Raw genomic sequence first — 25,963 nt, 5'->3', positions numbered from 1 at the left:
GAACTCCTTTGTCGCGCCCCTTGGCGCCGATCAGTTGGTGGCCTAGCGCCCGGTCAGGGCACTCGGCAGGATGATGTCTGTGACGCTCAGCAGTTCACTCAGCCCTCGAGCGGCCTTGATCACCGACTCCGCCACCGAATCGATACGGTCACGCGTGATGCGATAGGTGGGGCCGCCGATCCACACCGCGTAGGGCGTCGAGTCCCGGACCCGTACCGGCGCGGCCACGGATGCCGCGCCGACTTCGAGCTCGTCGTAGGCGAGGGCGAAGCCGTTGCGGCGCACCGAGTCCAGTGACTCGATGAACGCGTCCAGACCTCCCAGCTCCGCGGGCGCCTTCTCCGAGAACTCGGCTGAGAACTCCGTCCGCACCGCCTCCGGATCGAGGGCGGCGAGCAGCACCTTGCCGGTCGAGGTCGCCCACACGGGCTGGGTCCGCGGGACAGGCTTGAGCGTCTGCCCGATCAGCGAGGGCCCCGCAACCTGTGCGACGACCATGACGTTGGGCGGCAGGAGCACGTCGAAACCGGAGGTCTCCTTGGTCTCCTCGGCGAGCTGCCGCAGGACGCCGCGCATGTGGCCGTAAGCGCCGTCGCTGTCCAGCAGTCCCCCGACGATCGAGAGAAGGCCGAGTGAGACCCGATAACGCCGAGTGTCCGGATCAAGTGTCAGCCAGCTCTCCCGTTCGAGGACGGTGAGCACGCGGTAGCACGTCGCCTTGGGGATGCCGGCCTCCCTGGCGACCTCGCTGAGCCCGACGCCCTCTGGGTGGGCGGCCACGGCACGAAGCAGCCAGATAGTCCGACGGACAAGTCCCGCTTCACTTGGTGCCATTGTCTTCTCCATTGAGGTGATGTGATCGACAGTTGCGGCCATCATCGTGGCAGGCTCGCCGACTGTTGTCCGTGCCTTACGCGGACTTATGCCGCGTAACGCACGGACATCGCCTGCTACTTGCCCCCGGCGGTGAGCTCTACGGTCCCCGGCTTGTAGCCATCGCCGGTGACGTCGAATCCCTCCGCCTTCAGTTCCTGGTCCGCCTTCTCTGTGAGGTCCCCGCGGAAGGCGCCCTCACCAGGGTCGGCCTTGAGCACCTTGGCGTCGACCGCGATCTTGATGGTCTGGTCCCATGCCTTCTGGTCGATGGTCCCGATACCGGCAGGTGAAGGCCACACGAGCTTGTTGACCTCGTTCAGCATCCACGTCTGGTGGCCCTTGCCGAGCGCGCTGCCGTTGTTGAGGACGACCTCGACACAGCCGTCCAGGTCGTCCCGGCAGAAGCCCCAGCCCTTGTACGTCGCCTTGAGGAACTTCACGGCGACGTCCTTGTTGGCATCCTTGGCCAGCCAGTCGCCACGCGCGTAGATGCCGTCCTCAAGGCTCGTGTATCCCGAGTCCTGAAGGCTGATGGCCGAGAAGTCCTCCGGCTTGTACAGCTCACCGGTCTTGGGGTTGATGGTCTCCAGCAGCTGGGCGTACTCGTTGTAGGTCTTGGCCTGGGCCGCGTCGACCTCACGCTTCAGCAGCAGCGACATGTCGAACGGCTGCTGCACGACGGTGACGTCCTTGGCCGGGTCGACGCCGGCGCCCCTCATCGCCGCGAACAGCACCAGCTCGTTGCCGAACCCCCAGCTGCCCACCTTCTTGCCCTTGAGGTCCGCGAGCTGCTTGATGCCCGAGTCCGCCCAGGCGACCTGCAGGTAAGCGCCGCGCTGGAACACCTGGCCGATGTTGACGAGGTCGGCCCCCTGCTCCCGGGTGACCATCGTCTTGGTGACGTGGCTGACCGCGAACTCCGCGTTGCCCGCTGACAACACCTGCTGCGGCACGATGTTGACGCCACCCTCCTGGATGGTCACATCGAGACACTCGTCGGCGTAGTAGCCCTTCTCCTTGGCGGCGTAGTAGCCGGCGAACTGCGACTGCGCCACCCACTGGAGGACGAGCCTGACCGGGGTTCGCGTCTGGCACGACGCGGTGTTCTCCGCGCCGGACCCGGACGCCGTGGTCTCCTCCGACATGCCACAGGCGGACAGGGAGAGCGTGGCGGCGGCCACCAAGGCGCCGGCGATGAGGCGATTGACTCGTGGGCGCGCGAGGCGCCGAAGGGAGCGGGGCATTGTGACTCCTTCAAGGAGATAATCGTGGGGGGAACGACGGGAGATCACGCCTCGTCGCTGTGAATCGACTCGTGCCAGGGCATCAAAAGACGCTCAAGCAGCGACATCAGGCCGAACATCGCGAGCCCGAGCAGGCTGGCTACGAAGATCCCTGCCCATGCTTCGGCGAAGCGCGGCAAGGCCGCCTGATAGGCGATGTACACCCCGAGCGCATTGCTTGGACCCCCGAAGTACTCGGTCACGATGACGCCGATGACGGCCAGGGTGGACCCGAGCTTGAGCGCGTTGAAGAGATAGGGCAACGCGTTGGGGAGTCGCAACATCAGGGAGATCTGTCGCGGTTGTGCCGCCAGCGACTCCATGAGCTCCAGGTGCAGCGGTGAAATCTGGAGCAGACCCCTGGCCGTGTTGACCAGGACGGGAAAGAACACCATGACCGATGCGACGCCGGCCTTGGAGACGATACTGGTCACGCCGAACCAGTTGTTGAAGATCGGTGCCAGCGCGACGATGGGAGCGCAGTTGACGATCACGGCCATCGCCAGAACCGGGCCCGCCACCTTGTGGAAGCGGCTGACCACCAGCGCGACGAGGATGCCGGCGACGGACCCGAGAACGAGGCCGAGCAGGACCGCCTTAACGGTGATCTCCGAGGCCGAGAGGATCGTCGGGAGCTGCGATGCCAGCGCTGAGGCGATTTCACTCGGCGCGGGCAGGATGAACGACGGGACCTGGAACAGCCGCACCACAAGCTGCCAGGCGCCCAGGATGACGACCGCGGTGACCAGGACCGGCAGTCCTCGCCTGGTGGTCGCCGCGGCCCGCCCAGCGGTGATCGGCATCAAATGCCTGCTTCCCGTACGGGCGGTCATGGCGCGTCCTGGGCGACTGACATGCCATGCAGAGCGGACCTGACCTCAGTGATCTTTTTGAAGTACTCGGGTGTCGTGCGGGTGGCGGCGGAACGCGGGTAGGGCAGATCGACGTCGATGCTGGCGGCGATCCGCCCAGGACGAGGGGACATCACCACGATCCGCGACGACAGGAACACGGCCTCTGAGATGCTGTGCGTCACGAAGACGACGGTCGTCCCCGTGTCGGACCAGATCCGGAGGAGCTCACCCTGGAGGCGTTCCCGGTTCATCTCGTCAAGTGCGCCAAGTGGTTCGTCCATGAAAAGGATCTTCGGATCCGCGGACAGTGCCCGGGCGATCGCCACTCGCTGCTGCATGCCGCCGGAAAGCTGCCACGGGAAGTGGTGAGCGAACTCGGACAGGCGGACGAGTTCGAGCATGGACGTGGCCTTGGCCCGCCGAGTCTGCTTGGCCACGCCGGCGACCTGAAGCGGTAACTCCACGTTGCGCTGGACGTTTCGCCAGTCGAACAGGCCGGCCTGCTGGAAGACCATCCCGTAGTCACGGTCTCGCCGTGCGGTGTCGGGTGCTTTGCCGTTCAAACTCACGGAACCGCTGGTGGGTTGGGTGAGGTCCGCCATGATCCGCAGGAGCGTGCTCTTCCCGCAGCCGCTCGGACCCAGCAGCGACACGAACTCGCCTTCGGCGATGGACAGGTCAATGTCCGCCAGCGCCGTTACGGAACGGTCTGTCCCGCTGTTGAACTGCTTCGTGACGCCGCTGACACTGATGATTGCGGATTCAGGCATCGTGGGCTCTCCAGGGATCGGAAGAGAGATGGCGGTCATCGGGTGTGCCGGTTACGGAGGGCGAATCGCTCGATCCAGCTGAGGAGCTGGACGAACACGATCCCCGTGACGGCCGCGACAAGGACGGCGGCGTACAGCTTCTCGGGGCCGTTCGAGTAGTAGTAGGCGAAGGTGAGGATGGCTCGGCCGATTCCTCGTCCCGTGCCGGCCGACAACTCGCCCACGATGGCGCCGACGACACTGGCCGTGGCGGCGAGTCGTAGCCCCGCGAAGACGTACGGCAGCGCCGCGGGCAGGCGGAGCCAGAACAGGAACTGGAGCCTCCCGGCGCCCACGCTGCGCATGAACTCCGTCTGCACCTTCGGCGGTGACTTGAGTCCTCGCAACGCGTTGATCGTCACGGGAAAGAACGCCAGGTACGCCGCGATGCCGGTGACCGCGACCCACGGTGGCAGTCCCGCCTTGCCGCCCCAGATGACGATCATCGGGGCGATGGCGACCAGCGGAATGGTCTGCGAGGCGATCAGCCACGGCATGAGGCCACGCGAGACCGGAGGGATGTGGAGGAAGACGATGGCGAGCGCCAGCCCGAGGAGCGATCCGGCCACCAGGCCGTAGGCGGCTTCACGCAGCGTCACAGACGCTTCCCCGAGCAGGTACACGCCCAGGCTGGTCGGGTTCCCGCGCCGGGCGGGTTCCACCAGCGCGCCTAGGATCGTGCCGACGTGTGGCATGGACAGATCGTCGGTCGCGACTGGGAATGGTATTCCGAGCAGCCGATCGCCTGTCGCCTGGCCCAGCGCCTTGTAGCCCTCCCAGAGAGCGGCCAGGAAGGCCACAACAGCAAGGCCGACCACCCCGCTTGTGAGTCGGGATCTCAAGGCCGCTGAGGCTGTGTCCGTGATTGGGGCCTCCCGCTTTGGAGGGGGGGCCGGGGCGATGGATGCTATGGGGGGGCTCTTCATGGCCGTCATGCCGGTTCACTCTCCGGGTCGTGGGGAGAGACATGTCACGGTGCAGGCGTTCATCGCTTGCAGTGAACCATCGGATCACTCAGCGATCCGATGGTTCAATGTAGGTGTGGCGTTCATCCGCCGTCAATGGTTCGCATGAAACTTCATGTGTCACCGGTTGCGCCTCGGCACCCCGTCCGAAACCCGTAGGTTGGCGGAAAGTGGTGATCTCTGGTGACCTGCGCATACTCCTGGATCGGCAGGTCCGCTCAGTCGAGGTGACGCGCCGCTCCTGGCACCCGCTGGGAGCTTTGGCCACCTCCGGCGGGTAGTGGCACGCAGGTCGTCCCCCACGAAGAACCTGCGGCATGTGCCGTTCCAGCTCCGCTTCCCCCGTTGGAGCACCCCGCCGGGGTCTCATCCCGGTGCCGGAACCTGGCTCACGGGCGCCGCCATGTGGGAGCGATGGGCGCCACGACGCTTCGCGTAGGCCGAATACATCTTCGGTCATACCGAATATCAACCTCGCGGAGACGGGCCCGGCGCGGTGTCGTCGCGATGTGCTGGAGCGGGTTCAGCACTCGGGTGAATCGGAAATCATTCCGGGGGGTCGGCGAAGATCACTATTTCGTCGATGTCGCCCTCGACGGTGACGTGCACCACGTCCATCCCGGTCAGCAGGCTCCGGCCGGAGGAGTCCTCGTAGCGCCACCCGAAACGCGCCCACTCTCCCGGCGCGTCCACCCGGGTCGTGCGGACCATCCGGGTAGGGCCCGCCGGGTGCCCCTGCACCACCTCGGTGATGAAGTCCTCGACCGCCTTGCGCCCGACACCTCGGCCCAATGGCCCCCAGAAGACGACGTCGCCGGTAAGGGCACGGCTCAGCAGCGTGGCCCGCCGCGCCGGGTCATCGGCATTGGTCGCCGCGATGAAGGCGTCAATGGCGTGGTCATGGAGGGCGTCATCCGTCACGTCGCGATACTAGCCAGCGGATCTGCGTCGCGAAGATGCGAAGTCACCCAGATCACGGAAGTCACCGTTGCCGACTTCGTTTGACTGCTGACGCCTTCGCATCTTGGCACTTTCAGAACAGGCCGAGGTGGTCGAGGAGCTTGCCGGTGGCGTCGATCAGCGCGCGTGCGGCCGCTATCGCGCGGTCTGCTTCCGCTGTTTCCACTACCTCGTCGGGGAACTCCGGATATTCGAGTTCGTTGCGCCTGCGGCGCATGGTGCTGTACGGCTCGAACGTGGGGCCGAACTGCCGGATCACGGTTTGCTGGACGGCATAGTGGCCGCCGGAGGTTGTGGCTCGTAACCCTTGTTGTGCCAGTAGACCGGCACAAGCGAAGCGCGCCGCGTCGTAGGCGAGTGTGTAGGCGGAGTTCGGGTCGGTTGTTCTGAGCCCTTCGGCGCTGGCGAGGGTGGTGGTTGCCTTCTCCAACCATCCGCTGCCGTCGGCGGCCTCGCCTCGGACGCGCTGGAGTTCGCCGGAGGCCAACATCCGCTCGACGTCGGCCTCGCCGCGTGTCCACCGTGTCATGGGGCGGGTTTCTCCGATCAGGTGTGGATTTCGGCGGTCAGATCGATCACGGGGGCTGACTTGATCTGCCTGATGAGGGCGTCGGCCTCCGCGTTCCAGCGGTGGGTGGAGGCGAGGACGGGATTGACCGGCATGCCGATGCGCTCCTGAGCGCGGTCGGCGGCGGCATAGAGGGCAGCCCGATCGACCTCACCGACGACGAGTATGTCAATGTCGTGGGGGACGGGTCCTGGATTTCCAGCATGACGGGCGGCCCACGAGCCGAAGATGAGCAGGCGCTCGGTGCCGGGGATACCGGCGAACTCCTCGCTGATGATCGTGTGAGGGCCGTACATGTAGTTCAGGATCTCGGTCACGGGCCGGAACAGCGGGTGGTCGGGATTGGCATGCAGGACCTGGGAGCGTCCGATCTCGACCGTAGTGATCAGCTGTGCGTCGATGAGGCGATGTACCTCGGCATGCAGGGTGGAAGGTGCCATGCCCAACTCTCGGGCGAGAGAGGCAAGGGTCCAGTTCCGCCGAGGCCGCAGATAGACGGCGGCCAGGATCTCCGCCTGCGTTCGGGTTTTGAAGATGGGAACGATGGGCGCCGCAACGCTTCGCATAGACCGAATATATCTTCGGTTATACCGAATACCAATCCAGCGAAGACGGGGTCGGGGTCGTGTCGTTCTCCGGGTGGGCTAGGCAGGACTCCTCGTGGGGAACGGACTCGGGCGGAACCCGGTGTGGCCGGCTGGTGCGGGCTTCTCGGGGCTCTACGCCCCTGAACGGATACCTCGCCTGAGTGGAGATCGTCGGGGCTTTCCGCTCCAGCGGCCGGGCCCGGTCAGGTAAAGCTTTCTCGGCAAAACGCCCGCTCACGCGTCTGTCGGCCCTCCGGTTGTCGAAGAAGTCACCAAATGGGACTTTTCGGGCAGGCGGCAGGTATGGATCTTGTGCTTCATGCGGTGATCATAGGGATAGCCGCCACGGTCGCCCTGATGGCGACGGTCGGGGGCCGTTACTGGCATCGTCGGCGACGCCGTCGGTCCCGGTAGGGAAGAGCCCGCTAGGGTGACGAGGTCCGGTCCAGGGCCGTCGCGGTGTGCCGGAGGGCGTCCAGCAGGGGGATGAGCAGGGGGTGTCGTTCCGCGCCCCGGCGTACGGCGGTGAAGACCCGGCGTTCCGGACCCGCTACCCGGCGGATCTCGACGCCGGACAGGTCGGTGCCGCGCAGGGCCAGGCGGGGCACCATCGCCACCCCGGCCCCGGCGGCGGCCAGCGCGACCACCGCGCTGAAGTCGTCCGAGGAGTGGGCGAACTCGGGGGTGAAGCCCGCGTGCTCGCAGGCCAGTGCGATCACGTCGTGGCAGGGGTTGCCCGGATAAGGGCCGATCCAGGTCTCCCCGGCCAGATCCGCGACCGTCACCTCGCGCTCCGCGAGGGCGTGGTCCCGGGGGAGCACCACGTCGAACGGTTCGGAGTAGAGCGGGATGCGCGACAGGCGCCGGTCGTCCTCGGCGGGGGCTCCGCGATACTCCACGGCCACGGCCGCGTCCACCGCGCCGTCCAGGACCATGGTGAGGCTCTGGTCGCCCTCGGCGTCCAGGACCCGTACCCGGATGCCGGGCGCCTTGCCGTGGAGTACGCCGACGGCCGGGGCCACCAGGAGCCCGATCGCGGTGGCGAACGAGGCCACCTTCACCTCACCCGCCGTACCGGCGGTGTAGGCGGCGATGTCGGCCTCGGCCCGCTCAAGCTGGGCGAGGATCTCGTTGGTGTGGCCCAGCAGGATGCGGCCGACGGCGGTCAGCCGTACGCCCCGGCCGTCGCGGTCGAGCAACCGGTGGCCCACCTCGTGTTCCAGGGCGGCGAGCTGCTGGGAGACCGCCGAGGGGGTCAGGTGCAGCGCGGCGGCGGCCGCGGTGACCGTGCGGTGGTCGGCCACCGCCCGCAGGGTCCTGAGCCGCCGTGTCTCTATCACCTCCGTATTCTCGCCGAGGCCGTTCGTACGCGGTGCCTCCGGGGTCGCGCTCCTATCGGCACGACCCGGCCGAACCGTCCGGCGCGAGCCTCCGTCCCCCGACCGCGTCCGTTTCCTACAAGACCGCGGCGGGGAGGCAGGGCTAGGTTGAGCAGCCGTACCGGGGGTCACGCGTGTCTCGCCGAGCTGAGGGCGGTCCGCGATCTACATCCCACCGCGAACCCACGATCGGAGACATTCGATATGAAAGCCCAACTGGACGTCATCGGCATGGTCGTCGAGGACATGGGCCGCTCGCTGGCCTTCTACCGGCTGCTCGGCCTGGAGGTGCCGCCGGAGGCCGACGGGCAGCCGCACGTCGAGGCGGTCCTGCCCGGCGGCCTGCGCCTCGCCTGGGACACGGTCGAGACGATCCGCTCGTTCTACCCCGACTGGCGGCCCGGGAACGGGCAGGGGGTCTCGCTGGCGTTCCGGTTCGACACCCCGGCCGAGGTGGACGAGGCGTACGAGCAGCTGGTCCTTCTCGGGTACGAAGGGATCAAGGAGCCGTGGGACGCGTTCTGGGGGCAGCGGTACGCGGTGATCCACGACCCGGACGGCAACAGCGTCGACCTGTTCGCTCCGAACGCGGAGAGCTGACCGGAGGGCGGACGGCGCGCGGGTCAGTCCCGCGCGTCGTGGGCGAGCACGGCCGGCTGGATCCGGTTGTTCAGCCCGAGCCTGGTCGGCGCGCCGGAGATGTGCGCCTTCACCGCGCCCACCGACATGTACAGGCGTTCGGCTATCTCGGCGTTCGAGAGTCCCTTCGCCCTGCACCTGTCGCGGATCGCGGGCCGCTCCGAGTCTCGGTGATCCGCCGCGGCGATCTCGTCACGGCGACGGGGCCGTGTCGAGTGCTCAGCCGCGGGCGGTGGCGAACGCCGCCAGGGCTCGGTCCACGTCTTCGGTGGAGTGGGCCGCCGAGAGCTGGACCCGGATGCGGGCCTGGCCGTGCGGGACGACGGGGTAGGAGAAGCCGATCACGTAGACGCCCAGCTCCAGCAGGCGTTCGGCCATCGCGGCGGCCTCGGCGGCGTCGCCGATCATCACCGGGACGATGGGGTGGTCGCCGGGCAGGATGTCGAACCCGGCCGCGATCATCCCGGAGCGGAACCGCTCGGTGTTGGCGCGCAGCCGCCGGCGGGCCTCGTCCGAGCCGCTGATCAGGTCGAGGACGCGCAGCGACGCGGCGGCGATCACCGGGGCCAGGGAGTTGGAGAACAGGTAGGGGCGCGAGCGCTGGCGGAGCAGCTCGCAGATCTCCTTGCGGGCCGCGACGTAGCCGCCGCTGGCCCCGCCGAGCGCCTTGCCGAGCGTGCCGGTGAGGATGTCGACCCGATCCCGCACCCCGTGCAGCTCGGGGGTGCCTCCGCCGTGTTCGCCGACGAAGCCGACGGCGTGCGAGTCGTCGACCATCACCATGGCCCCGTACCGTTCCGCCAGGTCGCAGATCTCCCTCAGCGGCGCGACGTAGCCGTCCATGGAGAAGACGCCGTCGGTGACGATCAGCCTGCGCCGGGCGTCGGCGGACTCCTTGAGCCGTGCCTCCAGCTCGGCCAGGTCGCGGTTGGCGTAGCGCAGGCGCCGGGCCTTGGACAGGCGGATGCCGTCGATGACGCTCGCGTGGTTGAGCGCGTCGGAGATCACCGCGTCCCGGTCGTCGAGCAGGGTCTCGAAGACGCCGCCGTTGGCGTCGAAGCACGAGCTGTAGAGAACGGTGTCCTCCTGGCCGAGGAAGGCCGACAGCCGCGCCTCCAGCTCCTTGTGCACCTCCTGGGTGCCGCAGATGAAGCGGACCGAGGCCATCCCGAAGCCCCAGCGGTCGAGGGCCTCCTTGGCGGCGGCGATCACCTCGGGGTGGTCGGCCAGGCCCAGGTAGTTGTTGGCGCAGAAGTTCAGCACCTCACCGCCGCCGGCCACGGCGATGTCGGCGCGCTGCGGGGTGGTGATGACCCGCTCCGGCTTGAGCAGCCCGGCGGATGCGATCTCGTTCAGGGTGGTACGGAAGTCGTCGCGGACGTTGTCGAACATCAGGCGGTCCAATCCAAGGTGATCTTGCCGATTCCGCCGCCGTCGGCGGTGTCGAAGTCGCGGTGGGAGCCGGACATCAGGCGGTCCAGTCCAGGATGACCTTGCCGGTCCTGCCGCCGGCGGCGGTGTCGAAGGCCGCGTCGAAGTCGCGGTAGGAGAAGCGGTCGGTGATCACGGGGGAGAGGTCGAGGCCCTTCTCCAGGAGCACGGACATGGCGTACCAGGTCTCGTACATCTCCCGGCCGTAGATGCCCTTGATGGTGATCATCGAGGTCACGATGGTCGCGAAGTCGACGGCGAACTCCTCGGCGGGCAGCCCGAGCATGGCGATCTTCCCGCCGTGCGACATGTTGGCGATCATGTCGCGGAGCGCCTGCGGGTTCCCGGACATCTCAAGACCCACGTCGAAGCCCTCCCGCATGCCGAGTTCACGCAGGCCGTCGGCGACGGACTTCTCGGCGACGTTCAGCGCCAGGGTGACGCCCAGCTTGTTCGCGATGGCCAGCCGTTCGTGGCTGACGTCGGTGATGACCACGTTGCGGGCGCCCACGTGGGTGGCCACCGCGGCGGCCATCAGCCCGATCGGCCCGGCCCCGGTGATCAGCACGTCCTCGCCGACCATCGGGAAGGTCAGGGCGGTGTGCACCGCGTTGCCGAACGGGTCGAAGATCGCCGCCACGTCGAGGTCCACCGGGACCCGGTGCACCCAGACGTTGGAGGCGGGGAGCGTCACGTACTCGGCGAAGGCGCCGTTCCGGTTGACCCCCAGCCCGATCGTGCTGTGGCACAGATGCCGCCGTCCGGCCATGCAGTTGCGGCACTTGCCGCAGACCAGGTGCCCCTCGCCGCTGACCAGATCACCGGGGGCGATGTCCTCCACGCCCGGCGCCACCTCGACGACCTCGCCGCAGAACTCGTGCCCGACGACGAGCGGCGTCCGCAGGGTCTGCCGGGCCCAGGCGTCGAAGCTCCGGATGTGCAGATCCGTCCCGCAGATCCCGGTCCGCAGCACCTTGATCAGCACCTCTCCGGCGCCGACCGACGGCTCCGGTACGTCGATCAGCCACAGGCCGGGTTCGGCCCTCTCCTTGACCAGTGCTTTCATCGCGGATCCCCCCTCAACTCCGAACCCTACGCACTGTGCCCGGCCGCCTTCGGGGGTGTCCATCGCGGTTTTCTTAACCCCGCCCACAGCATTGCTTCACGCCCGATACCCGTTTTCTAACGGGGTACCCGGACACTCGACCGCAAATCGGTCAGATAGCCGGTTCTCACACCGAGATCGATCCCCTCGACGGGATCAGCTCTCACCGGGGACCGGCCGTCCCAACGAGGACGGCCCCTGTCACGACGACGATCGTCGTGACAGGGGCCTCGAAGCCGGGAGCGGGCAGGTCAGGGAGTGGTGCGGTGGTGCTCCTCCTGGGGAACCGAGAGGCCGTCGGTGGGCAGAGGGGGCGGGGCCGCGTTGAGCTGGCGGGGACCCAGATCGGCCTCGGCGGCCTCGGCGACCGCCTCGGCGGCGGCCTGCTCGGCCTTGGCCGTCTCCCTGGCGGTGTCCTCGCTGATCGCGGGGGCCTCGCGGGTGGCGGCCGACTGCGGCAGCGCCTCGGTGAACGCCTTGGAGACGCCCTGGATGGCCGAGGTGACCTCACTGGGGATCACCCAGAAGGTGTTGTTCGGGCCCTTGGCCAGCTCCGGCAGCACCTGGAGATACTGGTACGCCAGCAGCTTGGGGTCGGGGTCGTTGCGGTGTACGGCCTGGAAGACCTCGTCGATGGCCTGGGACTGGCCCTGGGCCTTGAGGATCGCGGCGCTCCGGTCACCCTCGGCCCGCAGGATCGCGCTCTGCTTGTCACCCTCGGCGGTGAGGATCTGCGACTGCCGCTGGCCCTCGGCGTTGAGGATCGCCGCGCGCTTGTCGCGCTCGGCGCGCATCTGCTTCTCCATCGCCTCCTTGATGCTCTTCGGCGGGTCGATGGCCTTGATCTCCACCCGGTTGACCCGGATGCCCCACTTGCCGGTCGCCTCGTCGAGCACGCCGCGGAGCTGGCTGTTGATCGTGTCACGCGAGGTCAGCGTCATCTCCAGGTCCAGCGAGCCGACGACGTTGCGCAGCGTGGTGACCGTGAGCTGCTCGACGGCCTGGATGTAGTTGGCGATCTCGTACGCCGCCGCCCGGGGGTCGGTGACCTGGAAGTACAGGACCGTGTCGATCTCGACGACCAGGTTGTCCTCGGTGATCACCGGCTGGGGCTGGAAGGAGACGACCTGCTCGCGCAGGTCGATCATCGGATAGACCCGGTCGATGTACGGGATCACGAAGTTGAGACCGGGCTTGAGCGTGCTGTGGTAGCGGCCGAGCCGCTCCACGTTGCGGGCCCGCGCCTGCGGGACGATGCGCACCGAGCGAACCACGGTGAACACCGCCAGCAGGACGATGAGAAGCCCGGCTATGAGCAGAGCGTCCATGAGTCACTCCCGGGGATACACGAGAGCGGTCGCGCCCTCGATCTCGATGACGTCGACGGTAGCCCCGGCGGGTATCACCAAGGTCTCGTCGTAGGCTCGGGCGGACCACTCTTCGCCGCCGATCCGCACCCGGCCGTCCTGACCGGTCACCTCGCGCAGCACGTACGCGGATTTGCCGACGATCGCCTGGATCCCGAACCGCTGGCTCCGGGGCTGCAGCCCCTTGAGATGGCGCCTGGCGATGGGCCGGATCGCGACCACCCCCGCGCCCAGGGAGGCGACGAAGACCAGGAACTGGAGCGGGAGCGGCAGTCCGAGACCGGCGGCGACGGAGGCGATGAGGGCGGCGCCCCCGAGCAGGCCGAGAGCGGTGGTCAGGGTGAAGATCTCGGCGACTACCAGCACGACCGCCAGAATCAGCCAGATGACCCAGTAATCCATGCTCCGGCCCTCCTGCCTTTTTCAACGGGTCGGACGTCGGGGAGGTTCCTTTCCCTACCGTATGTCCTCTGCTCGACGCCTGTCAGGATCGATCACGATGCTCCTGCCTCGCGGGTGCGATCTTTCCCGACACCTCGCCCAGAGTGATCACGGTTCCGCCGGGTCCCGGGGCCGTCGCGGTGATCGTAACGGTGTCCCCGTCCTCCAGGAACGACCTGGTGGAGCCGTCAGGCAGCTTGAGCGGCTCGGTCCCGTTCCAGGTCAGCTCGATCAGCGAGCCACGCTCGCCCGGCCCGGTACCGGAGATCGTGCCGCTGGCGTAGAGATCGCCGGTGCGCAGCGCGGCGCCGTTGACGGTCATGTGGGCGAGCATCTGGTCCGGCGTCCAGTACATGTCCCGGTACGGGGGACGGGAGACGACCTCGCCGTTCACCGCGACCTCCAGCCGCAGGTCGAGCCCCCAGGGCTCCTCGCGGCGCAGGTAGCCGAGCGGCTCGGGATCCTGCGCCCTGCCCTCGACGCGGGCCTCGGACAGGGCGGCGAGCGGGGTGATCCACGGTGAGATCGAGGTGGCGAAGGACTTGCCGAGGAACGGGCCGAGCGGGACGTACTCCCAGGCCTGGATGTCGCGGGCGCTCCAGTCGTTCACCAGGGTCACGCCGAACACGTGGTCCTCGAAGCGTCCGGCCCGGTCGCCGAGGGCCGTCGGGGTGCCGACGACGAACCCCAGCTCCGCCTCGATGTCCAGCCTGACGGACGGGCCGAAGACCCCCGCGCCGCGCTGCCCGGACGGCCGGGTGATCGGGGTGCCGGAGGCGACGACGGTCCCGGCCCTGCCGTGGTAGCCGACCGGCAGGTGCCGCCAGTTCGGCTTGAGCGGCTCCTCGTCGGGGCGGAAGATCCGGCCCAGGTTGGAGGCGTGCTCCAGCGAGCAGTAGAAGTCGACGTAGTCGGCCACCTCGATCGGCAGGTGCAGCGTCACCTCCTCCAGCGGGACGAGGTGCGGCTCGACCACCGGCAGGTCGGTGCGGAGCTTGTTCTGGATCAGGGTGCGGGTGTCGCGCCAGGCGACCGGGCCCCTGGCCATGAAGGCGTTGAGCGAGCCGGTGGCGAACACCTCGTCGTGCAGGGCCCCGGCCAGGTCGACGATCTGATCGCCGTACCGGACGCCGACGCGAGGGGTCTCCCCCTCGTGGCGGGAGAAGACTCCGTAGGGCAGGTTCTCCAGGCCCCAAGCCATCACTTGCTCTCCTTCGTTGTGCGGGTGGTCACGCTCGGGCGCCGGGCGACGAGGCCCAGGGCCGTCAGGTCCTCGATCGGGGTGCTCGTGCTGCATGATCCGTACGAGACCAGCAGCTTCCTGGCGCGCGTCGCGGTCTCCTGGGGCACGGCCCGCGCGAGCCGCACCAACTCGCCGACGTCCGTCAGCTTCAGCACCGGCACCGGATCGCGGCCTTCGGTGGCCGCGCAGACCGCGAGGACCAGGTTGAGGAAGCCGTGCCGGTCCACGCCCAGCGCGGAGTCGAAGTGGCGGACCGCGTTGTGCAGGCCCGCGGTCGCCTTGAACGGCACGCCGTACTCCGCGCAGTGCGCGATGAGGGCGCCCAGGTCGACGGCGCTGGGAAAGGCGTCGGCGGTCAGTCCGCCGCAGCGGAACTTCAGGCCGGGCCCCGAGCCGTCGCGCGGCAGGGGCCCACGGCCGTCGAGGGGCACCTCGACGAAGAGCCTGGCCCCGGCGGGCAGCCCGTCGGCCAGCCGCTCCGACACGGCCTGAGGCGTCTCATCCGGCGCCTGTCGCACCTCGACCAGCTCGACGGTGAGGCCGTCGAGTGGCGGGAGGGCGGGGGTGTCCATGATCAGGCCGAGCCGGATCGGGAAGGTCAGGTGGTCGCGGAGCTCCGCCAGGCGGCCGGCCGGGCAGAGGAACCGGTGGGTGAGCACCGGATCGTTGTCGGCCAGGTCGTTCCTGTGCCGCTCCAGGGCCTCGGTCATCGGCAGCCCGGTCGGCGGGAACAGTCCGGCGTCGTCGACGAGCCCACGGAAGAGCGCCGCCGTTCCCATTCCCGGGTCCGTGTTCATGTCTGTACCCATGGCCCTGCCCATACCCAGTGGAGATCCCGTGACCGTGTCCGCCCCGCACCTGTACTCGGGGTGGCCGAGGAGGCGGGGTCCGTGCTCGGGCCGACCGTGGTAGCCGAACCCGCCGCCGGGCACCCGCCCGTCAACGGGCCCACGTCCACGCGTAGCCGGGGTCCTCCACCGACAGGCCGGCGGGGCCGAGGTCGAGGGGACGGAAGGTGTCGACCATCACGGCCAGCTCGCTCGTCTGGGTGTGGCCCTGCCCGACCGCCTCGATGACCGCCTCGACGGCGCCCGGCTGCGGGCCGTGGGTGAACCCGGCCGGATGCAGCGAGACCGAGCCGACGTCGATGCCCGAGCCCCTGCGCGCGGTGTAGTCGCCGCCCGCGTAGAACATCAGCTCGTCGGAGTCGACGTTGTGGTGGTTGTACGGGATCGGGACCGCGTCGGGGTGGAAGTCGAGCGGCCGGGGGCAGAACGAGCAGATCACGAAGTTCGGGCCCTCGAAGGTCTGGTGCACCGGCGGTGGGGCGTGGGTGCGCTTCACGATGGGCTCGAAGTCGTTGATGTTGAACGCGTACGGGTAGAGGCAGCCGTCCCAGCCGACCACGTCGAACGGGTGGTTGCGGTAGACCAGCCGGGTCAGCCCGCCGCGGGTGCGGACCAGCACCGGCACCTCCTCGCCCTCGACGATGAGGGGCTCGCCGGGGGAGCGCAGGTCGCGCTCGCAGTAGGGGGCGTGCTCCAGGAACTGGCCGTGGGTGGACAGGTAGCGCTTGGGAGGGCGGATGTGCCCCGCGGCCTCGATGGTGAACGCCGTGACGCGGCCCTGCGGCACCCAGCGGTGGATGGTCCCGGTGGGGATGACGACGTAGTCGCCCTCCCCGGCCTCGATCACCCCGTACGTCGACTCGAACCTGACCCGTCCGCTCGCGATGTAGACGCATTCGTCGCCCATGGAGTTGCGGTAGAGCTCGCTGGGCGTCTCGCTCGCGGCGTACGACATGCGGACGTCGGCGTTGCCGGCGAGCAGCCCGCGCCCGGTGACCAGGTCGCCTCCGACCGGCAGGTCCTGGGTGCGCAGGTGACGGGGGGAGAGGGGCAGGTTGGGGACGAGCCTGCCGGCCTCGGTGGGCTCGACGGCCTCGGCCTTGAGGATCGCCGTGGGGAGATGGCGGTGGTAGAGCAGCGACGAGTCGCTGGAGAACCCCTCCTCACCCATCAGCTCCTCGGCGTACAGCCCGCCGTCGGGCCGCCGGAACTGCACGTGCCGCTTGCGAGGTATCTCCCCCACGACCCGGTAGTACGGCATCCGCTTCTCCCGCTCTGTCCGCTTATCGGACACTCGTGTCCTTTATACGAACAACCATCTGTCAGGGCGGGATGGATGTCAAACGTCGTCCGCCGGTTCCCGGCGTGCCGGACGGCTTGACGGCCGGGCGTAACGGCGGTGGAGATGGAGAGCCCGGGGCTGTCGCGCGTTCCGCCGGTCGGTGCGGGGCCTGGAGAACCGCACCTCGGCCGTCAGGCGCGCGGCCCCCGAGGGGGGCCGAACATGAAAGAAGGGCCCGCTGAGGAAGCGGGCCCCGGTTGCTCCGGCGACAGAGCGTCTCTCAGCGCATCAGGGCTTGCGGCCGACGGCGCAGAACTCGTCCACCTCGCGGAGGCCGCCGACGATCGACGGTCCGGGACGCCAGAGCGGGCACGAGACCACGCCGGGCTCCACCAGCTCCAAGCCCTCGAAGTAGCTCGCGATCTGCTCGGGGCTGCGCAGGATGTACGGGACCGAGCCGGCCTCGTTCCAGATGGCGATGGCCTTCTCGAACTCCTCGCCGTTGATGACGTTGGTGCCGTCGGCGACCGCCAGGTAGCTGCCGGAGGGCAGGGCGGCCAGCAGGCGGCGCGCGATCGAGCGGCCCTCGTCGATGTCGGGGATGTGCCCCAGGATGTTCATCAGCATGAGCCCGACGGGCCTGTCGAAGTCCAGGGTGGCCTGGGCCGCCTTCAGGATCCTGTCGGGGTCGCGCAGGTCGGAGTCGATGTACTCGGTCGCGCCCTCGGCGGTGCCGGTCAGCAGGGCGCGGGCGTGCGTCAGCACCATGGGGTCGTTGTCGACGTAGACGATGCGCGCGTCCGGGGCCACCCGCTGGGCGACCTGGTGGGTGTTGTCGACGGTGGGCAGCCCGGTGCCGATGTCGAGGAACTGGCGGATCCCGCCCTCACCGGCCATGTACTCGACAGCGCGGGAGAGAAACGCCCTGGACGAGCGGGCAATATCCACGATTTCAGGAAATATCCCGACGAACTGGTCGCCGATCTCACGGTCGATGGCGTAGTTGTCCTTGCCGCCGAGCCAGTAGTTCCAGATCCGGGCGGAGTGGGCCACGCCGGAGTCGATCGGGGTCGCCGGCCGCCGGTCGGAGGCGTGCGGGGAGGTCTCGTCGGACACGGAGGCTCTTTCTCTGGCGTCAGTGGGGGAAGATCTCTATTTTGCCATCTTGTCGGTCCTATGCCGCTCTCGTCATTGTTTGTCGTTTATTGCCGTATTTAATATGCAGAACCGTCAGGCCAAGCGGACTGCTCGGGATGATGGATCTCGGGGCGAGGGGAAGGGGACCACGCCCACCGAACCGCCAGGCACATGGGCCGGACGGGGCGGAGCGGAAAGGGATCACGCCCGTCGGATCGTCAGGCGAGCGAGCCGGACAGTTCGGCGGCGGCGGCGGCCACCCGGGGACCGACGGAGTCCTGGTCGAGGGGGGTGAAGGCGACCACGCCCACCGATGCCTCCAGCCAGGGGACGCCGGGCACCGGGGCGGCGACGCCCCGGGCGCCCTCCTGGAGCTGCCCCTCGGAGACCTGGTAGCCGGTGCGGCCCTCGCGCAGGGCGAGGATGGCCAGCCCGGCGGCACCCCGGGTCAGCGGGTGGCGGGACCCCTCGCGGTAGGCGACGTGCATGTTCGTCCAGGAGGGCTCGACCACCGCCACCGCCAGGCCCTCGTCGCCCTCGGCCACCGTCAGGTGCGCGGTCGCGCCCACCTCCTCGGCCAGCCCGCGCAGGGTGGGCAGGGCGCCCTCCCGGAGCAGCGGCTGCACGGCACGGGCCAGGACGAGAACCCCGAAGCCCAGATGGACCCGCCCGGCACTGTCCCGGCGGACGAAGCCCTCGCCCTGCAGGGTGGTGAGCAGGCGGTACACCGCCGGGCGGCTCAGCTCCAGCTCGGCCGCCAGCTCCGTGGGAGTACGACCCCGGCGCCCGTCGGCGAGCAGGCGGAGCAGCCGCAGGCCGCGCTCCAGGGTCTGCGAGGATTCGGCCGGCATCTAGGACACCCACTGGGCTGGAACCATGCCCCGATTATCGCCGCCGCCCCGGCACCGGCCGGTACGTCCCCTGCCGAAGGCGAGCACGCTCCGGCCCCGGCGGAGTACGTCGCGGAGATCCTCGACGGCGCCGGGAAGCCCGAGCCCCGCTTCGGCCTGCACGAGCGGGTCCCCGCCAGGGGCCCGGGTACGAGCGGTCGGACGGATCTGTGACAGGGGACCTGGGGTCCGGCCCGGTTCGCACGAGCGGTCAGATCGATTGGTGATCAGTTGTCATGCCGGTAATAACCGGCAGCCGGGAATGTGGAGTGCTTTGGCAAGAATTGCGAGATACCCCTGACGTAAGTTGCTAGGTCCCTGTACCTCGGCGAGGGGACCTTGAGCATGAGCGAGACGCTGATCGCCCAGGTTGAGCGGTGGGCACGGGAGATCCCTGACGCTCCGGCCTACACCTTCCTTGACTACTCCGCCGGGCGTGACGGGGTGCGGCACACGCTCTCCTGGGCGAAGGCCGACCTGCGGGCACGGGCGCTGGCCGTACGGCTGCGAGAGGTGATGCACCCGGGCGAGCGGGTGGCGATCCTGGCGCCGCAGGGGCTTGAGTACGTGGTCGCGATGCTCGGGGCGATGTACGCCCGGGTGGTCGCGGTACCGCTCTTCGCGCCGGACCTGCCCGGTCACGCCGACCGGCTGATCCTCGCCTACGCCGACGCCGACCCGGTGTGCGTGCTCACCACGACGCCCGCCCTGGAGGGGGTGCACGCCTTCCTGGACGGCCGCTCCGCGCCCCGGCCCAAGCGGATCATCACCCTGGACACGGTCTCCGACCTGCTGGCCGACGAGTGGGATCACGAACCGATCGGCCCCGACGACCTGGCGTACCTGCAGTACACCTCCGGCTCGACCCGTGCCCCGGCGGGGGTCGAGATCGGCCATGGCAACTTCACGGCCAACGCCAGGCAGTTGTGGACCGCGTTCCGCGCCACCCCCAGGGTGTCCACGGCCGCGCTCTGGCTGCCGCTCTTCCACGACATGGGGCTGATCGCCACCATCGCCGCGCCGATCGTGGGCGGCAACCAGTCGATGTTCATGGACCCGGTGGCGTTCGTCATGCACCCGGTGCGCTGGCTGCGGATGCTCTCCGGGCAGGAGGACGTGTTCACCGGCGGCCCCAACTTCGCCTACGAGTACACGGCGAGCCGGGTCACCGAGGCGGAGAAGGCCACGCTCGACCTGTCCGGGGTGTCGGTGATGCTCAACGGCGCCGAGCCGCTCCGGGGCGGCACGATCGACCGTTTCTCCGAGGCGTTCGCCAGGTGCGGGCTACGGCCCGAGGCGCACACCCCGGGCTACGGCCTGGCCGAGGCGACGGTGTTCGTCACCGCGATGGACCGGGACCTGCCCGCCCGCGTCACCCTGTTCGACCGCGACGCGCTGACCGCGGGGCGCGCGGTGCCGCACACGGGACGGGGCCGGGTCAGCGACCTCGTCTCCTGCGGGGTGCCGACGGGCCAGCGGGTGGTCATCGCCTCGGTATCCGGCACGACGTCCGGCATGACGTCCGGCACGGCCAGACCTGACGGCGAGGTCGGCGAGATCTGGGTGCGGGGGCCCAACGTGGCGCGGGCCTACTGGCGGGACGCCGAGCGCAGCGCCGAGGTCTTCGGCAACGTCCTCGACGGGGAGGAGGGCACCTGGCTGCGCACCGGTGACCTGGGCGTCATGCACGGGGGCGAGCTCTACATCACCGGACGGATCAAGGACCTGATCATCGTCGACGGGCGCAATCACTATCCACAGGATGTGGAGGTGACTGTGCAGGAGGCCGAGGAGGCCATCCGCAGGGACCATGTGGCCGCGTTCGCGGTGCCGGGGGAGGAGACCGAGCGGCTGGTGGTGGTGGCCGAGCGGTCACGGAAGGCCGACGGGCGGGACATCGACGAGATCGCGGCCAACGTCCGCGCCGCTGTCACGAAAAATCATGATCTGCGGCTGCATGACTTCGTACTGGTCGAGGCGGGGGCCGTGCCGCGCACGTCCAGCGGGAAGATCGCCAGACGTGCCTGTGCGCGGGCCTACCTGGACGGCGAGTTCCCGCCCGGCGCCTTCCCCGCCGACGGGCTTCCGGCCGATGGGGTCTCGGCCGATGGGGTCTCGGCCGATGGGGTCTCGGCCGATGGGCAAGGTGCCGGCGTCTGATGTTCGAGTCGCTTGGGCGGGCCGTCTACCGAGGGCGCTGGTCCCTGCTGGTCCTGGGGACGGTGTTCGCGGTCCTCGCCGGCTACTTCGGGCTGGGGCTGTTCGGCAGGATGTCCGACGGCGGCTTCGAGGATCCGGGGGCCGAGTCGACCTCGGCCGCCGAGTGGAGCCAGAAGTGGTTCGGTGGCAACTCACCCGACGTGGTGGCCCTCTACACGCATCCCAGGTACGAGGCCACCGACGAGCGGTTCGAAAAGGACGTGCGGGAAGCGCTCCGCGCACTGCCCGCCGAGCAGGTCGCGAGCACCACCACCTACTGGTCGACCAAGGCCGGGGAACTCGTCTCCGAGGACGGGCACTCCACCTACGCGCTGATCACCCTGCGCGGCGGGCAGCTGACCAAGCAGAGCGGGTACGAGAAGATCAGGGACGAGCTCCGCAGAGCGCCCGCCGGGTACACGGTCAAGATCGGCGGCAGGATCCCGCTGCTCAAGGACCTCAACGCGCAGACCGGCGCCGACCTGCAGCAGGCCGAGGCCATCTCGATGCCGGTCCTGCTCGTCCTGCTCGTCATGGTCTTCGGCAGCCTGGTGGCGGCGGGCCTGCCACTGGTCGTCGGGCTGCTCTCGGTGGCCGGGGCGCTGTTGCTGCTGAGGCTGCTCACCGAGGTCACGGACGTCTCGGTGTTCTCGCTGAACGTCGTGACGATGCTCGGGCTCGGCCTGGCCATCGACTACTCGCTCTTCGTGCTGAACGCCTTCAGGGAGGAGATCCACAGAGGGGCGTCCACCGAGGCGGCGGTCGTGCGGACCATCGCCACCGCCGGACGCACCGTCGCCTTCTCCGGGCTGACCGTGGCGACCTCGCTCAGCGGGCTGCTGCTCTTCCCGCAGATGTTCCTGCGGTCGATAGGGCTGGGCGCGGCGGCGGTGGTGCTGGTCGCGATGGTGTCCGCGATCGTGGTACTGCCCGCGCTGCTGGCCGTGCTCGGGCCGAAGGTGGACGCGATCAAGGTCATGCCCGATTTCGGCAGTCGCAGGGGCGGCACCTGGCACGCCATCGCGTCCAGCGTGATGCGCCGCCCGGTCGCGTACCTCCTCGGGGTCGGGCTGCTCCTCGTCGCGCTGGCCGCGCCCTTCGCGCACGCGCGGTTCGGCAGCGTGGACCATCGCGTACTGCCGGAGGGGTTCGAGAGCCGCCAGGTGGCCGAGGAGATCAACGCGAGGTTCGCCAAGAACGCCCTCGCGCCGATCGAGGTCATCGTGCTCGTCGAGCGCGACCTGGTCGGGCCGATGACCGTGTCGGCGCCCGGCGCGCTCACCTCCGAGGTCGGTACCCAGCGCGGCCCCATCGGCGTCGGAAACTCGGGGATCACCCCGGTCACCCCGGTCGGCCCGCTGGACGTCAAGGTCTTCGCCGAGCGGCTGGAGGCGCTCGACCACGTCACCGGCGTCGACGTCACCGGCGTCTCCCAGAACAGCGGCGCCGTGCGGCTGGCGGTCCGCTACGACAGGGACCCGATGTCGGACGAGGCCCGCGCGCTGGTCGACAGGATCCGCGAGCTGCCGCCCGAGCCGAACTTCCAGGACGTCGTCGTCGGCGGCCCCACCGCGGCTCAGCTGGACCTCCAGGCCAGCCTGCGGGCCACCCTGCCGTGGACCGCACTGGTGGTCTGTCTCATGACGGGCCTGCTGCTGTTCGCCGCGTTCGGCTCGATCCTGCTGCCGGTCAAGGCGATCCTGATGAACGTCGTGTCGCTGGGGGCGTCGTTCGGCGTGATCGTCTGGGCCTTCCAGGACGGCCACCTCGCGAGCGTCCTGGGCTTCACCCCGACGGGGAGCATCGAGGCGACCATCACGGTGCTGATCCTGGCCGTGGTGTTCGGGCTCTCCATGGACTACGAGCTGTTCCTGCTCAGCAGGGTCCGTGCGGAGTGGCTCAGAACCGGCGACAACACCGTGGCCGTGGCGGTCGGGTTGGAGCGGACCGGAGGGGTCATCACCAGCGCGGCCCTGCTGCTGCTGGTCGTCATCGGGGCGTTCTCCACGGCCGGGATCACGATCGTCAAGATGCTCGGCGTCGGCATGTTCGTGGCCATCGTGGTGGACGCCACCCTGGTCAGGGCGCTGCTGGTGCCCGCGACGATGCGACTGATGGGCGAGGCCAACTGGTGGCTGCCGAGCTTCCTGCGCGGCTTTCACCGGCGGATCGAGATCCGCGAGCACGCCACGGACGAGCTTCCCGCCACGTACGTGATGGTGGAGCGCGCGGGTGCCCCCGGTGCCCACCGTGCCGCTCCCGCGCGCCGCCTCGCCCACTTCCCGCGGCTCCCGCAGCTCGCCGCCGGAACCTCACCGCAGGTTCCCGCCGGACCTCCCCCGCCACCGCCCGCCGAACCGCCGCCGATCGCCCCCGCCGTTCCGGTACGCGTCATCAGGACCGGCAGGGACGGCGACTGGCAGTGGGCCGAGGAGTTTCCCCCGCCCCCCGCCTCACCTCTGGACCCGCATGTCCCGGTGCCGGATGTCCATGTGGCAGAGGGGGAATCCTGGGACTCGCCCATGGGCCCGCATGTTCCGGTGCCGGGTGTTCGCGCTGCGGGGGAGGAGTCCTGGGACTCGCCCATGGGCCCGCATGTTCCGGTGCCGGGTGTTCGCGCTGCGGGGGAGGAGTCCTGGGGTGTGCACCTGGACCCGCATGTTCCGGTGCCGGGTGTTCGCGCTGCGGGAGAGGAGTCCTGGGGGGCGCCCGCGGACCCGTATGTCCACGCTGAAGGGGCGCCCGCGGGCTCGCATGTCCCGGTGTCGAACGCCCGTGCGGCGCGGGAGGAGACCCGGGGCTCGCGCCCGGACCCGGCGGCACCGCGCAACGGGTCCCGCACCCCGTCTCCCGAACCCGGTACGGCACGTCCCTGGCGGTCCCGGATCCCGGATGCCTCCTTCCGGCAGAACCGGTCGAATCCCTACCCCATGCCCGGGCTCGACGCCGAGCCGCCCCCTTTCGCCCGGCCGGCGGCCAGGCCCGCCGCCGCGTCCACCGCACCGCCGAGGTCCGGACCCGGGCCGGCCGGGGGGAGGACCAGGAAGGTCATCAAGCCGAACCTGGACGGTCCCGGCTGGCACTGGGCCGAGGAGCAGGAGAAGCCGTCCCCGCCGGAGCCCCTGCTGACCGTGCGGGACGCGATGGAACAGTCTCTCCGTCACCCGGCCCCGGCGCCCGTACCTGAGGAGATGGGGAGGCCGGAACCCGGGGAGGGGGCGGAGGACGCGCGCCGCGTACCGAGCCTGCCGCCGGTCAGCAGCCATCTGATCGACCAGCTGGAGCCGCTGGTACGGCCGGTGGCCAGGGCGGTCGAGCCGGGTCCTCCGGCGCTCCGGCAGGCGATCCCGGCATCCCCGCAGGCTCCCCCCTCGGCCCCCTCCCCGCCTGCGGTTCCGCAGACCCCGGCCCCGGCCCCGTCGTCGCTTCCGGCCTCCCAGGTTCCGGTACACCAGGTTCCCCAGGTTCCGCGACCTCCGGCGGGGGTGCAGCGGAGGGCGACGGTCCCCGCTGCCGTACCGCGTGGTGAGGGGGAGCCCGTGGGCAGGGCGCCCGCGAGGCGGGAGGCGGAGGAACCGGCGGGAGGCTGGGTCGCCGTGGGCACCAGGACCACGCGGGTCGTACGCCCCAAGGCCGACGGATCCGGCTGGGAGTGGACAGAGGTGGACGAGTGAACGATCGGGCCGTACCGGACGCACAGGTCGTACCGGCTCCGTCCGCCGCGTCGCCATCAGGGGCGCCATCAGGGGCGCCGGCAGCGCGGCGAGGGCTGTTGCTACTGGTCATCGGGCTGGCTGGATTCGTGACGACCCTGGACAACACCGTCGTGACGGTCGCGCTGCCCACCCTGCAGGCGGAGTTGGGCGCGTCGCTGGCGGCGCTCGAATGGGTCGTCACCGGCTACGTCCTCACCTTCTCGGGCTTCATGCTCGCCGGTGGCAGGCTGGCCGACGTCTACGGCCGTCGCAGGGTGCTCGTCGCGGGACTGGCCGTCTTCGCGGCGGCGTCCCTCGCGGCGGGGCTGGCCACCTCGGTGGGCGCGCTCGTCGCCGCCAGGCTGGTGCAGGGTTCCGGGGCGGCCCTGATCCTGCCCGCGATGCTGGCGATCGTCGCGGTCGGCAACGACGAGCGGCGGCGGTCCGTCGGGGTCGCCGTCTGGATGGCGTCAGGGGCGGGCGCGCTCGCCCTGGGGCCGGTCGTCGGCGGCTATCTCACCCAGCACTTCCACTGGAGCTGGATCTTCCTGCTCAATGTCCCGCTCGGCGTCCTCATCATCGCGCTCGCGACCGTCGCGATCCCGGAGTCGCGCGACGAGCGGGCCGCCCGGGTGGACGTCCCAGGGGTCGCGTCGTCGGTGGTCGTCCTGTCGGCGGGTACCTTCGCCCTGACCTTCGGGGCCGAGCTGGGCTGGACCTCGCCGCCGATCCTGGTCGCGATGCTGTTCGCGGTGGCCGCCGCCCTGCTCTTCGCCGTCGCCGAGAGGCTCGGCGAGGACCCGATGGTGGACCTCGCGCTGTTCCGGTCGCGAACCTTCACCGGCGGGGTGATCGCCCAGGTGCTCTGGGGACTCGGGGTCAACGGGGTCTTCTTCTTCACCGCGCTGTTCCTGCAGGGCGTGCTCGGTTTCAGCCCCACCGCGTCCGGGCTGGCGTTCGTGCCGCTGGCGCTGCTGGTCGTCGTGGTCACGCCGCTGGTGCCGTTCGCGGAACGCCGGATCGGCGCCGCGCGCACCGTGGCGCTGGGGCTCGTCCTCGTCGCCGCGGGCATGGCCGCCGTCGCGTTCCTGCGCCCGGGGGACGGCTGGGCCGAACTGCTGCCATCGGTATGCGTGATCGGGATCGGCTCGGCGCTGACCATGCCGCTGGGGTCGGCGGTGCTGGGGGCCGTACCCGAGTCCAGGGCAGGGGTGGCCGGTGGGGTGTTCAGCGTGGCCCGGGAGATGTCGGGGCTGTTCGGCATCGCGATCATCGGAGTGATCGTCAACGGTTCCGCGAGCTTCACGGCCGGCTACTCGACGGGCCTGCTGGTGGCCGCGGGGCTGGTCGTCACGGGGGCGGCCATCAGCCTGGTGACGCTCCGATGAGCCGCCGGACCGGTGAA

Annotated in this window: 23 protein-coding genes; 4 read left to right on the top strand and 19 right to left on the bottom strand. The window is 69.6% G+C overall.

Features of this window, described 5'->3' with window-relative positions:
- Positions 1 to 42: 42 nt before the first annotated feature.
- The 9 genes from ABT130_RS12415 to ABT130_RS12375 form a co-directional block, all read right to left on the bottom strand.
- Entirely contained in the window at positions 43 to 834 is a 792-nt protein-coding gene (locus tag ABT130_RS12415; protein WP_350955200.1) for an IclR family transcriptional regulator, read from the bottom strand.
- Positions 835 to 950: 116 nt separating this feature from the next.
- Positions 951 to 2,120, bottom strand: a complete 1,170-nt coding sequence (locus ABT130_RS12410) for an ABC transporter substrate-binding protein (RefSeq protein WP_350955198.1) — start codon at positions 2,118 to 2,120, stop codon at positions 951 to 953.
- 44 nt (positions 2,121 to 2,164) lie between these two features.
- The gene (locus tag ABT130_RS12405) at positions 2,165 to 2,962 is read right to left on the bottom strand and encodes an ABC transporter permease (protein ID WP_350955242.1); all 798 of its coding nucleotides are present in this window, start codon (positions 2,960 to 2,962) and stop codon (positions 2,165 to 2,167) included.
- 26 nt (positions 2,963 to 2,988) lie between these two features.
- Positions 2,989 to 3,783: an ABC transporter ATP-binding protein gene (locus tag ABT130_RS12400; protein ID WP_350955196.1), complete on the bottom strand. Its 795-nt coding sequence runs from the start codon at positions 3,781 to 3,783 to the stop codon at positions 2,989 to 2,991.
- Between the two features lie 35 nt (positions 3,784 to 3,818).
- The gene (locus ABT130_RS12395; protein WP_350955194.1) at positions 3,819 to 4,664 is read right to left on the bottom strand and encodes an ABC transporter permease; all 846 of its coding nucleotides are present in this window, start codon (positions 4,662 to 4,664) and stop codon (positions 3,819 to 3,821) included.
- A gap of 669 nt (positions 4,665 to 5,333) precedes the next feature.
- Entirely contained in the window at positions 5,334 to 5,708 is a 375-nt protein-coding gene (locus ABT130_RS12390; RefSeq protein WP_350955192.1) for a nuclear transport factor 2 family protein, read from the bottom strand.
- Positions 5,709 to 5,820: 112 nt separating this feature from the next.
- On the bottom strand, positions 5,821 to 6,276 hold the full coding sequence (locus ABT130_RS12385; protein ID WP_350955191.1) for a hypothetical protein: 456 nt from the start codon (positions 6,274 to 6,276) through the stop codon (positions 5,821 to 5,823).
- Between the two features lie 17 nt (positions 6,277 to 6,293).
- Positions 6,294 to 6,881 (bottom strand): helix-turn-helix domain-containing protein, encoded by a 588-nt coding sequence (locus ABT130_RS12380; protein ID WP_350955189.1) that lies wholly within the window; start codon positions 6,879 to 6,881, stop codon positions 6,294 to 6,296.
- Positions 6,882 to 7,327: 446 nt separating this feature from the next.
- Positions 7,328 to 8,242, bottom strand: coding sequence for a LysR family transcriptional regulator (locus tag ABT130_RS12375; protein WP_350955187.1), 915 nt, complete (start codon positions 8,240 to 8,242; stop codon positions 7,328 to 7,330).
- A gap of 243 nt (positions 8,243 to 8,485) precedes the next feature.
- Between ABT130_RS12375 and ABT130_RS12370 the strand changes: the two genes are divergently transcribed.
- On the top strand, positions 8,486 to 8,881 hold the full coding sequence (locus ABT130_RS12370; protein WP_350955185.1) for a VOC family protein: 396 nt from the start codon (positions 8,486 to 8,488) through the stop codon (positions 8,879 to 8,881).
- 23 nt (positions 8,882 to 8,904) lie between these two features.
- Here the strand turns inward: ABT130_RS12370 and ABT130_RS12365 are convergent, their stop codons facing one another.
- The 10 genes from ABT130_RS12365 to ABT130_RS12320 all read right to left on the bottom strand — a co-directional run bounded on the left by ABT130_RS12365 (position 8,905) and on the right by ABT130_RS12320 (position 18,625).
- Positions 8,905 to 9,069: a LuxR C-terminal-related transcriptional regulator gene (locus ABT130_RS12365; protein ID WP_502992129.1), complete on the bottom strand. Its 165-nt coding sequence runs from the start codon at positions 9,067 to 9,069 to the stop codon at positions 8,905 to 8,907.
- Positions 9,070 to 9,139: 70 nt separating this feature from the next.
- Positions 9,140 to 10,312 carry a glycine C-acetyltransferase gene (locus tag ABT130_RS12360; RefSeq protein WP_350915750.1) on the bottom strand — a complete coding sequence of 391 codons (1,173 nt, stop codon included), beginning with the start codon at positions 10,310 to 10,312 and terminating at the stop codon, positions 9,140 to 9,142.
- A 76-nt stretch (positions 10,313 to 10,388) separates the two neighbouring features.
- The gene (gene tdh, locus ABT130_RS12355; RefSeq protein ID WP_350915752.1) at positions 10,389 to 11,417 is read right to left on the bottom strand and encodes an L-threonine 3-dehydrogenase; all 1,029 of its coding nucleotides are present in this window, start codon (positions 11,415 to 11,417) and stop codon (positions 10,389 to 10,391) included.
- Positions 11,418 to 11,707: 290 nt separating this feature from the next.
- A complete protein-coding gene (locus ABT130_RS12350; protein ID WP_350915754.1) occupies positions 11,708 to 12,784 on the bottom strand; it encodes an SPFH domain-containing protein in 1,077 nt (358 codons plus the stop codon).
- Positions 12,785 to 12,787: 3 nt separating this feature from the next.
- Positions 12,788 to 13,225, bottom strand: a complete 438-nt coding sequence (locus tag ABT130_RS12345) for an NfeD family protein (RefSeq protein ID WP_350955183.1) — start codon at positions 13,223 to 13,225, stop codon at positions 12,788 to 12,790.
- Between the two features lie 82 nt (positions 13,226 to 13,307).
- A complete protein-coding gene (gene fahA / locus ABT130_RS12340) occupies positions 13,308 to 14,465 on the bottom strand; it encodes a fumarylacetoacetase (protein ID WP_350955181.1) in 1,158 nt (385 codons plus the stop codon).
- Positions 14,465 to 15,304: a hypothetical protein gene (locus ABT130_RS12335; protein ID WP_350955179.1), complete on the bottom strand. Its 840-nt coding sequence runs from the start codon at positions 15,302 to 15,304 to the stop codon at positions 14,465 to 14,467. The genes fahA and ABT130_RS12335 overlap by 1 nt, the downstream gene beginning before the upstream one ends.
- A 142-nt stretch (positions 15,305 to 15,446) precedes the next feature.
- Positions 15,447 to 16,616, bottom strand: a complete 1,170-nt coding sequence (locus ABT130_RS12330) for a homogentisate 1,2-dioxygenase (protein ID WP_350955240.1) — start codon at positions 16,614 to 16,616, stop codon at positions 15,447 to 15,449.
- 309 nt (positions 16,617 to 16,925) lie between these two features.
- Positions 16,926 to 17,753, bottom strand: coding sequence for an SAM-dependent methyltransferase (locus ABT130_RS12325; protein ID WP_350955177.1), 828 nt, complete (start codon positions 17,751 to 17,753; stop codon positions 16,926 to 16,928).
- 239 nt (positions 17,754 to 17,992) lie between these two features.
- Positions 17,993 to 18,625, bottom strand: coding sequence for an IclR family transcriptional regulator (locus ABT130_RS12320; protein WP_350915762.1), 633 nt, complete (start codon positions 18,623 to 18,625; stop codon positions 17,993 to 17,995).
- A gap of 384 nt (positions 18,626 to 19,009) precedes the next feature.
- Between ABT130_RS12320 and ABT130_RS12315 the strand changes: the two genes are divergently transcribed.
- From ABT130_RS12315 to ABT130_RS12305, 3 genes are read left to right on the top strand one after another with little or no spacing between them, the layout of a single operon-like run.
- The gene (locus tag ABT130_RS12315; protein ID WP_350955176.1) at positions 19,010 to 20,824 is read left to right on the top strand and encodes a fatty acyl-AMP ligase; all 1,815 of its coding nucleotides are present in this window, start codon (positions 19,010 to 19,012) and stop codon (positions 20,822 to 20,824) included.
- The gene (locus tag ABT130_RS12310; RefSeq protein WP_350955174.1) at positions 20,824 to 24,537 is read left to right on the top strand and encodes an MMPL family transporter; all 3,714 of its coding nucleotides are present in this window, start codon (positions 20,824 to 20,826) and stop codon (positions 24,535 to 24,537) included. The genes ABT130_RS12315 and ABT130_RS12310 overlap by 1 nt, the downstream gene beginning before the upstream one ends.
- The gene (locus ABT130_RS12305) at positions 24,534 to 25,946 is read left to right on the top strand and encodes an MFS transporter (protein ID WP_451935382.1); all 1,413 of its coding nucleotides are present in this window, start codon (positions 24,534 to 24,536) and stop codon (positions 25,944 to 25,946) included. Before ABT130_RS12310 ends, ABT130_RS12305 begins: the two co-directional genes overlap by 4 nt.
- Positions 25,947 to 25,963 lie beyond the last annotated feature (17 nt).

Source organism: Streptosporangium sp. NPDC001681 (genome assembly GCF_040298085.1).
Taxonomy (GTDB): Bacteria; Actinomycetota; Actinomycetes; order Streptosporangiales; family Streptosporangiaceae; genus Streptosporangium.
This window is presented reverse-complemented; position numbering and strand designations above follow the sequence as displayed.

What these genes read in the sequence shown, in the direction of transcription:
- ABT130_RS12360 (WP_350915750.1), bottom strand. Translation starts at nt 10,312, where the DNA reads ATGTTCGACAACGTCCGCGACGACTTCCGTACCACCCTGAACGAGATC.
- ABT130_RS12380 (WP_350955189.1), bottom strand. Translation starts at nt 6,881, where the DNA reads ATGCGAAGCGTTGCGGCGCCCATCGTTCCCATCTTCAAAACCCGAACG.
- ABT130_RS12310 (WP_350955174.1), top strand. Translation starts at nt 20,824, where the DNA reads ATGTTCGAGTCGCTTGGGCGGGCCGTCTACCGAGGGCGCTGGTCCCTG.
- ABT130_RS12405 (WP_350955242.1), bottom strand. Translation starts at nt 2,962, where the DNA reads ATGCCGATCACCGCTGGGCGGGCCGCGGCGACCACCAGGCGAGGACTG.
- ABT130_RS12370 (WP_350955185.1), top strand. Translation starts at nt 8,486, where the DNA reads ATGAAAGCCCAACTGGACGTCATCGGCATGGTCGTCGAGGACATGGGC.
- ABT130_RS12415 (WP_350955200.1), bottom strand. Translation starts at nt 834, where the DNA reads ATGGCACCAAGTGAAGCGGGACTTGTCCGTCGGACTATCTGGCTGCTT.
- ABT130_RS12315 (WP_350955176.1), top strand. Translation starts at nt 19,010, where the DNA reads ATGAGCGAGACGCTGATCGCCCAGGTTGAGCGGTGGGCACGGGAGATC.
- ABT130_RS12410 (WP_350955198.1), bottom strand. Translation starts at nt 2,120, where the DNA reads ATGCCCCGCTCCCTTCGGCGCCTCGCGCGCCCACGAGTCAATCGCCTC.
- ABT130_RS12400 (WP_350955196.1), bottom strand. Translation starts at nt 3,783, where the DNA reads ATGCCTGAATCCGCAATCATCAGTGTCAGCGGCGTCACGAAGCAGTTC.
- ABT130_RS12320 (WP_350915762.1), bottom strand. Translation starts at nt 18,625, where the DNA reads ATGCCGGCCGAATCCTCGCAGACCCTGGAGCGCGGCCTGCGGCTGCTC.
- ABT130_RS12385 (WP_350955191.1), bottom strand. Translation starts at nt 6,276, where the DNA reads ATGACACGGTGGACACGCGGCGAGGCCGACGTCGAGCGGATGTTGGCC.
- ABT130_RS12350 (WP_350915754.1), bottom strand. Translation starts at nt 12,784, where the DNA reads ATGGACGCTCTGCTCATAGCCGGGCTTCTCATCGTCCTGCTGGCGGTG.
- ABT130_RS12345 (WP_350955183.1), bottom strand. Translation starts at nt 13,225, where the DNA reads ATGGATTACTGGGTCATCTGGCTGATTCTGGCGGTCGTGCTGGTAGTC.
- tdh (WP_350915752.1), bottom strand. Translation starts at nt 11,417, where the DNA reads ATGAAAGCACTGGTCAAGGAGAGGGCCGAACCCGGCCTGTGGCTGATC.
- ABT130_RS12330 (WP_350955240.1), bottom strand. Translation starts at nt 16,616, where the DNA reads ATGCCGTACTACCGGGTCGTGGGGGAGATACCTCGCAAGCGGCACGTG.
- ABT130_RS12335 (WP_350955179.1), bottom strand. Translation starts at nt 15,304, where the DNA reads ATGAACACGGACCCGGGAATGGGAACGGCGGCGCTCTTCCGTGGGCTC.
- fahA (WP_350955181.1), bottom strand. Translation starts at nt 14,465, where the DNA reads ATGGCTTGGGGCCTGGAGAACCTGCCCTACGGAGTCTTCTCCCGCCAC.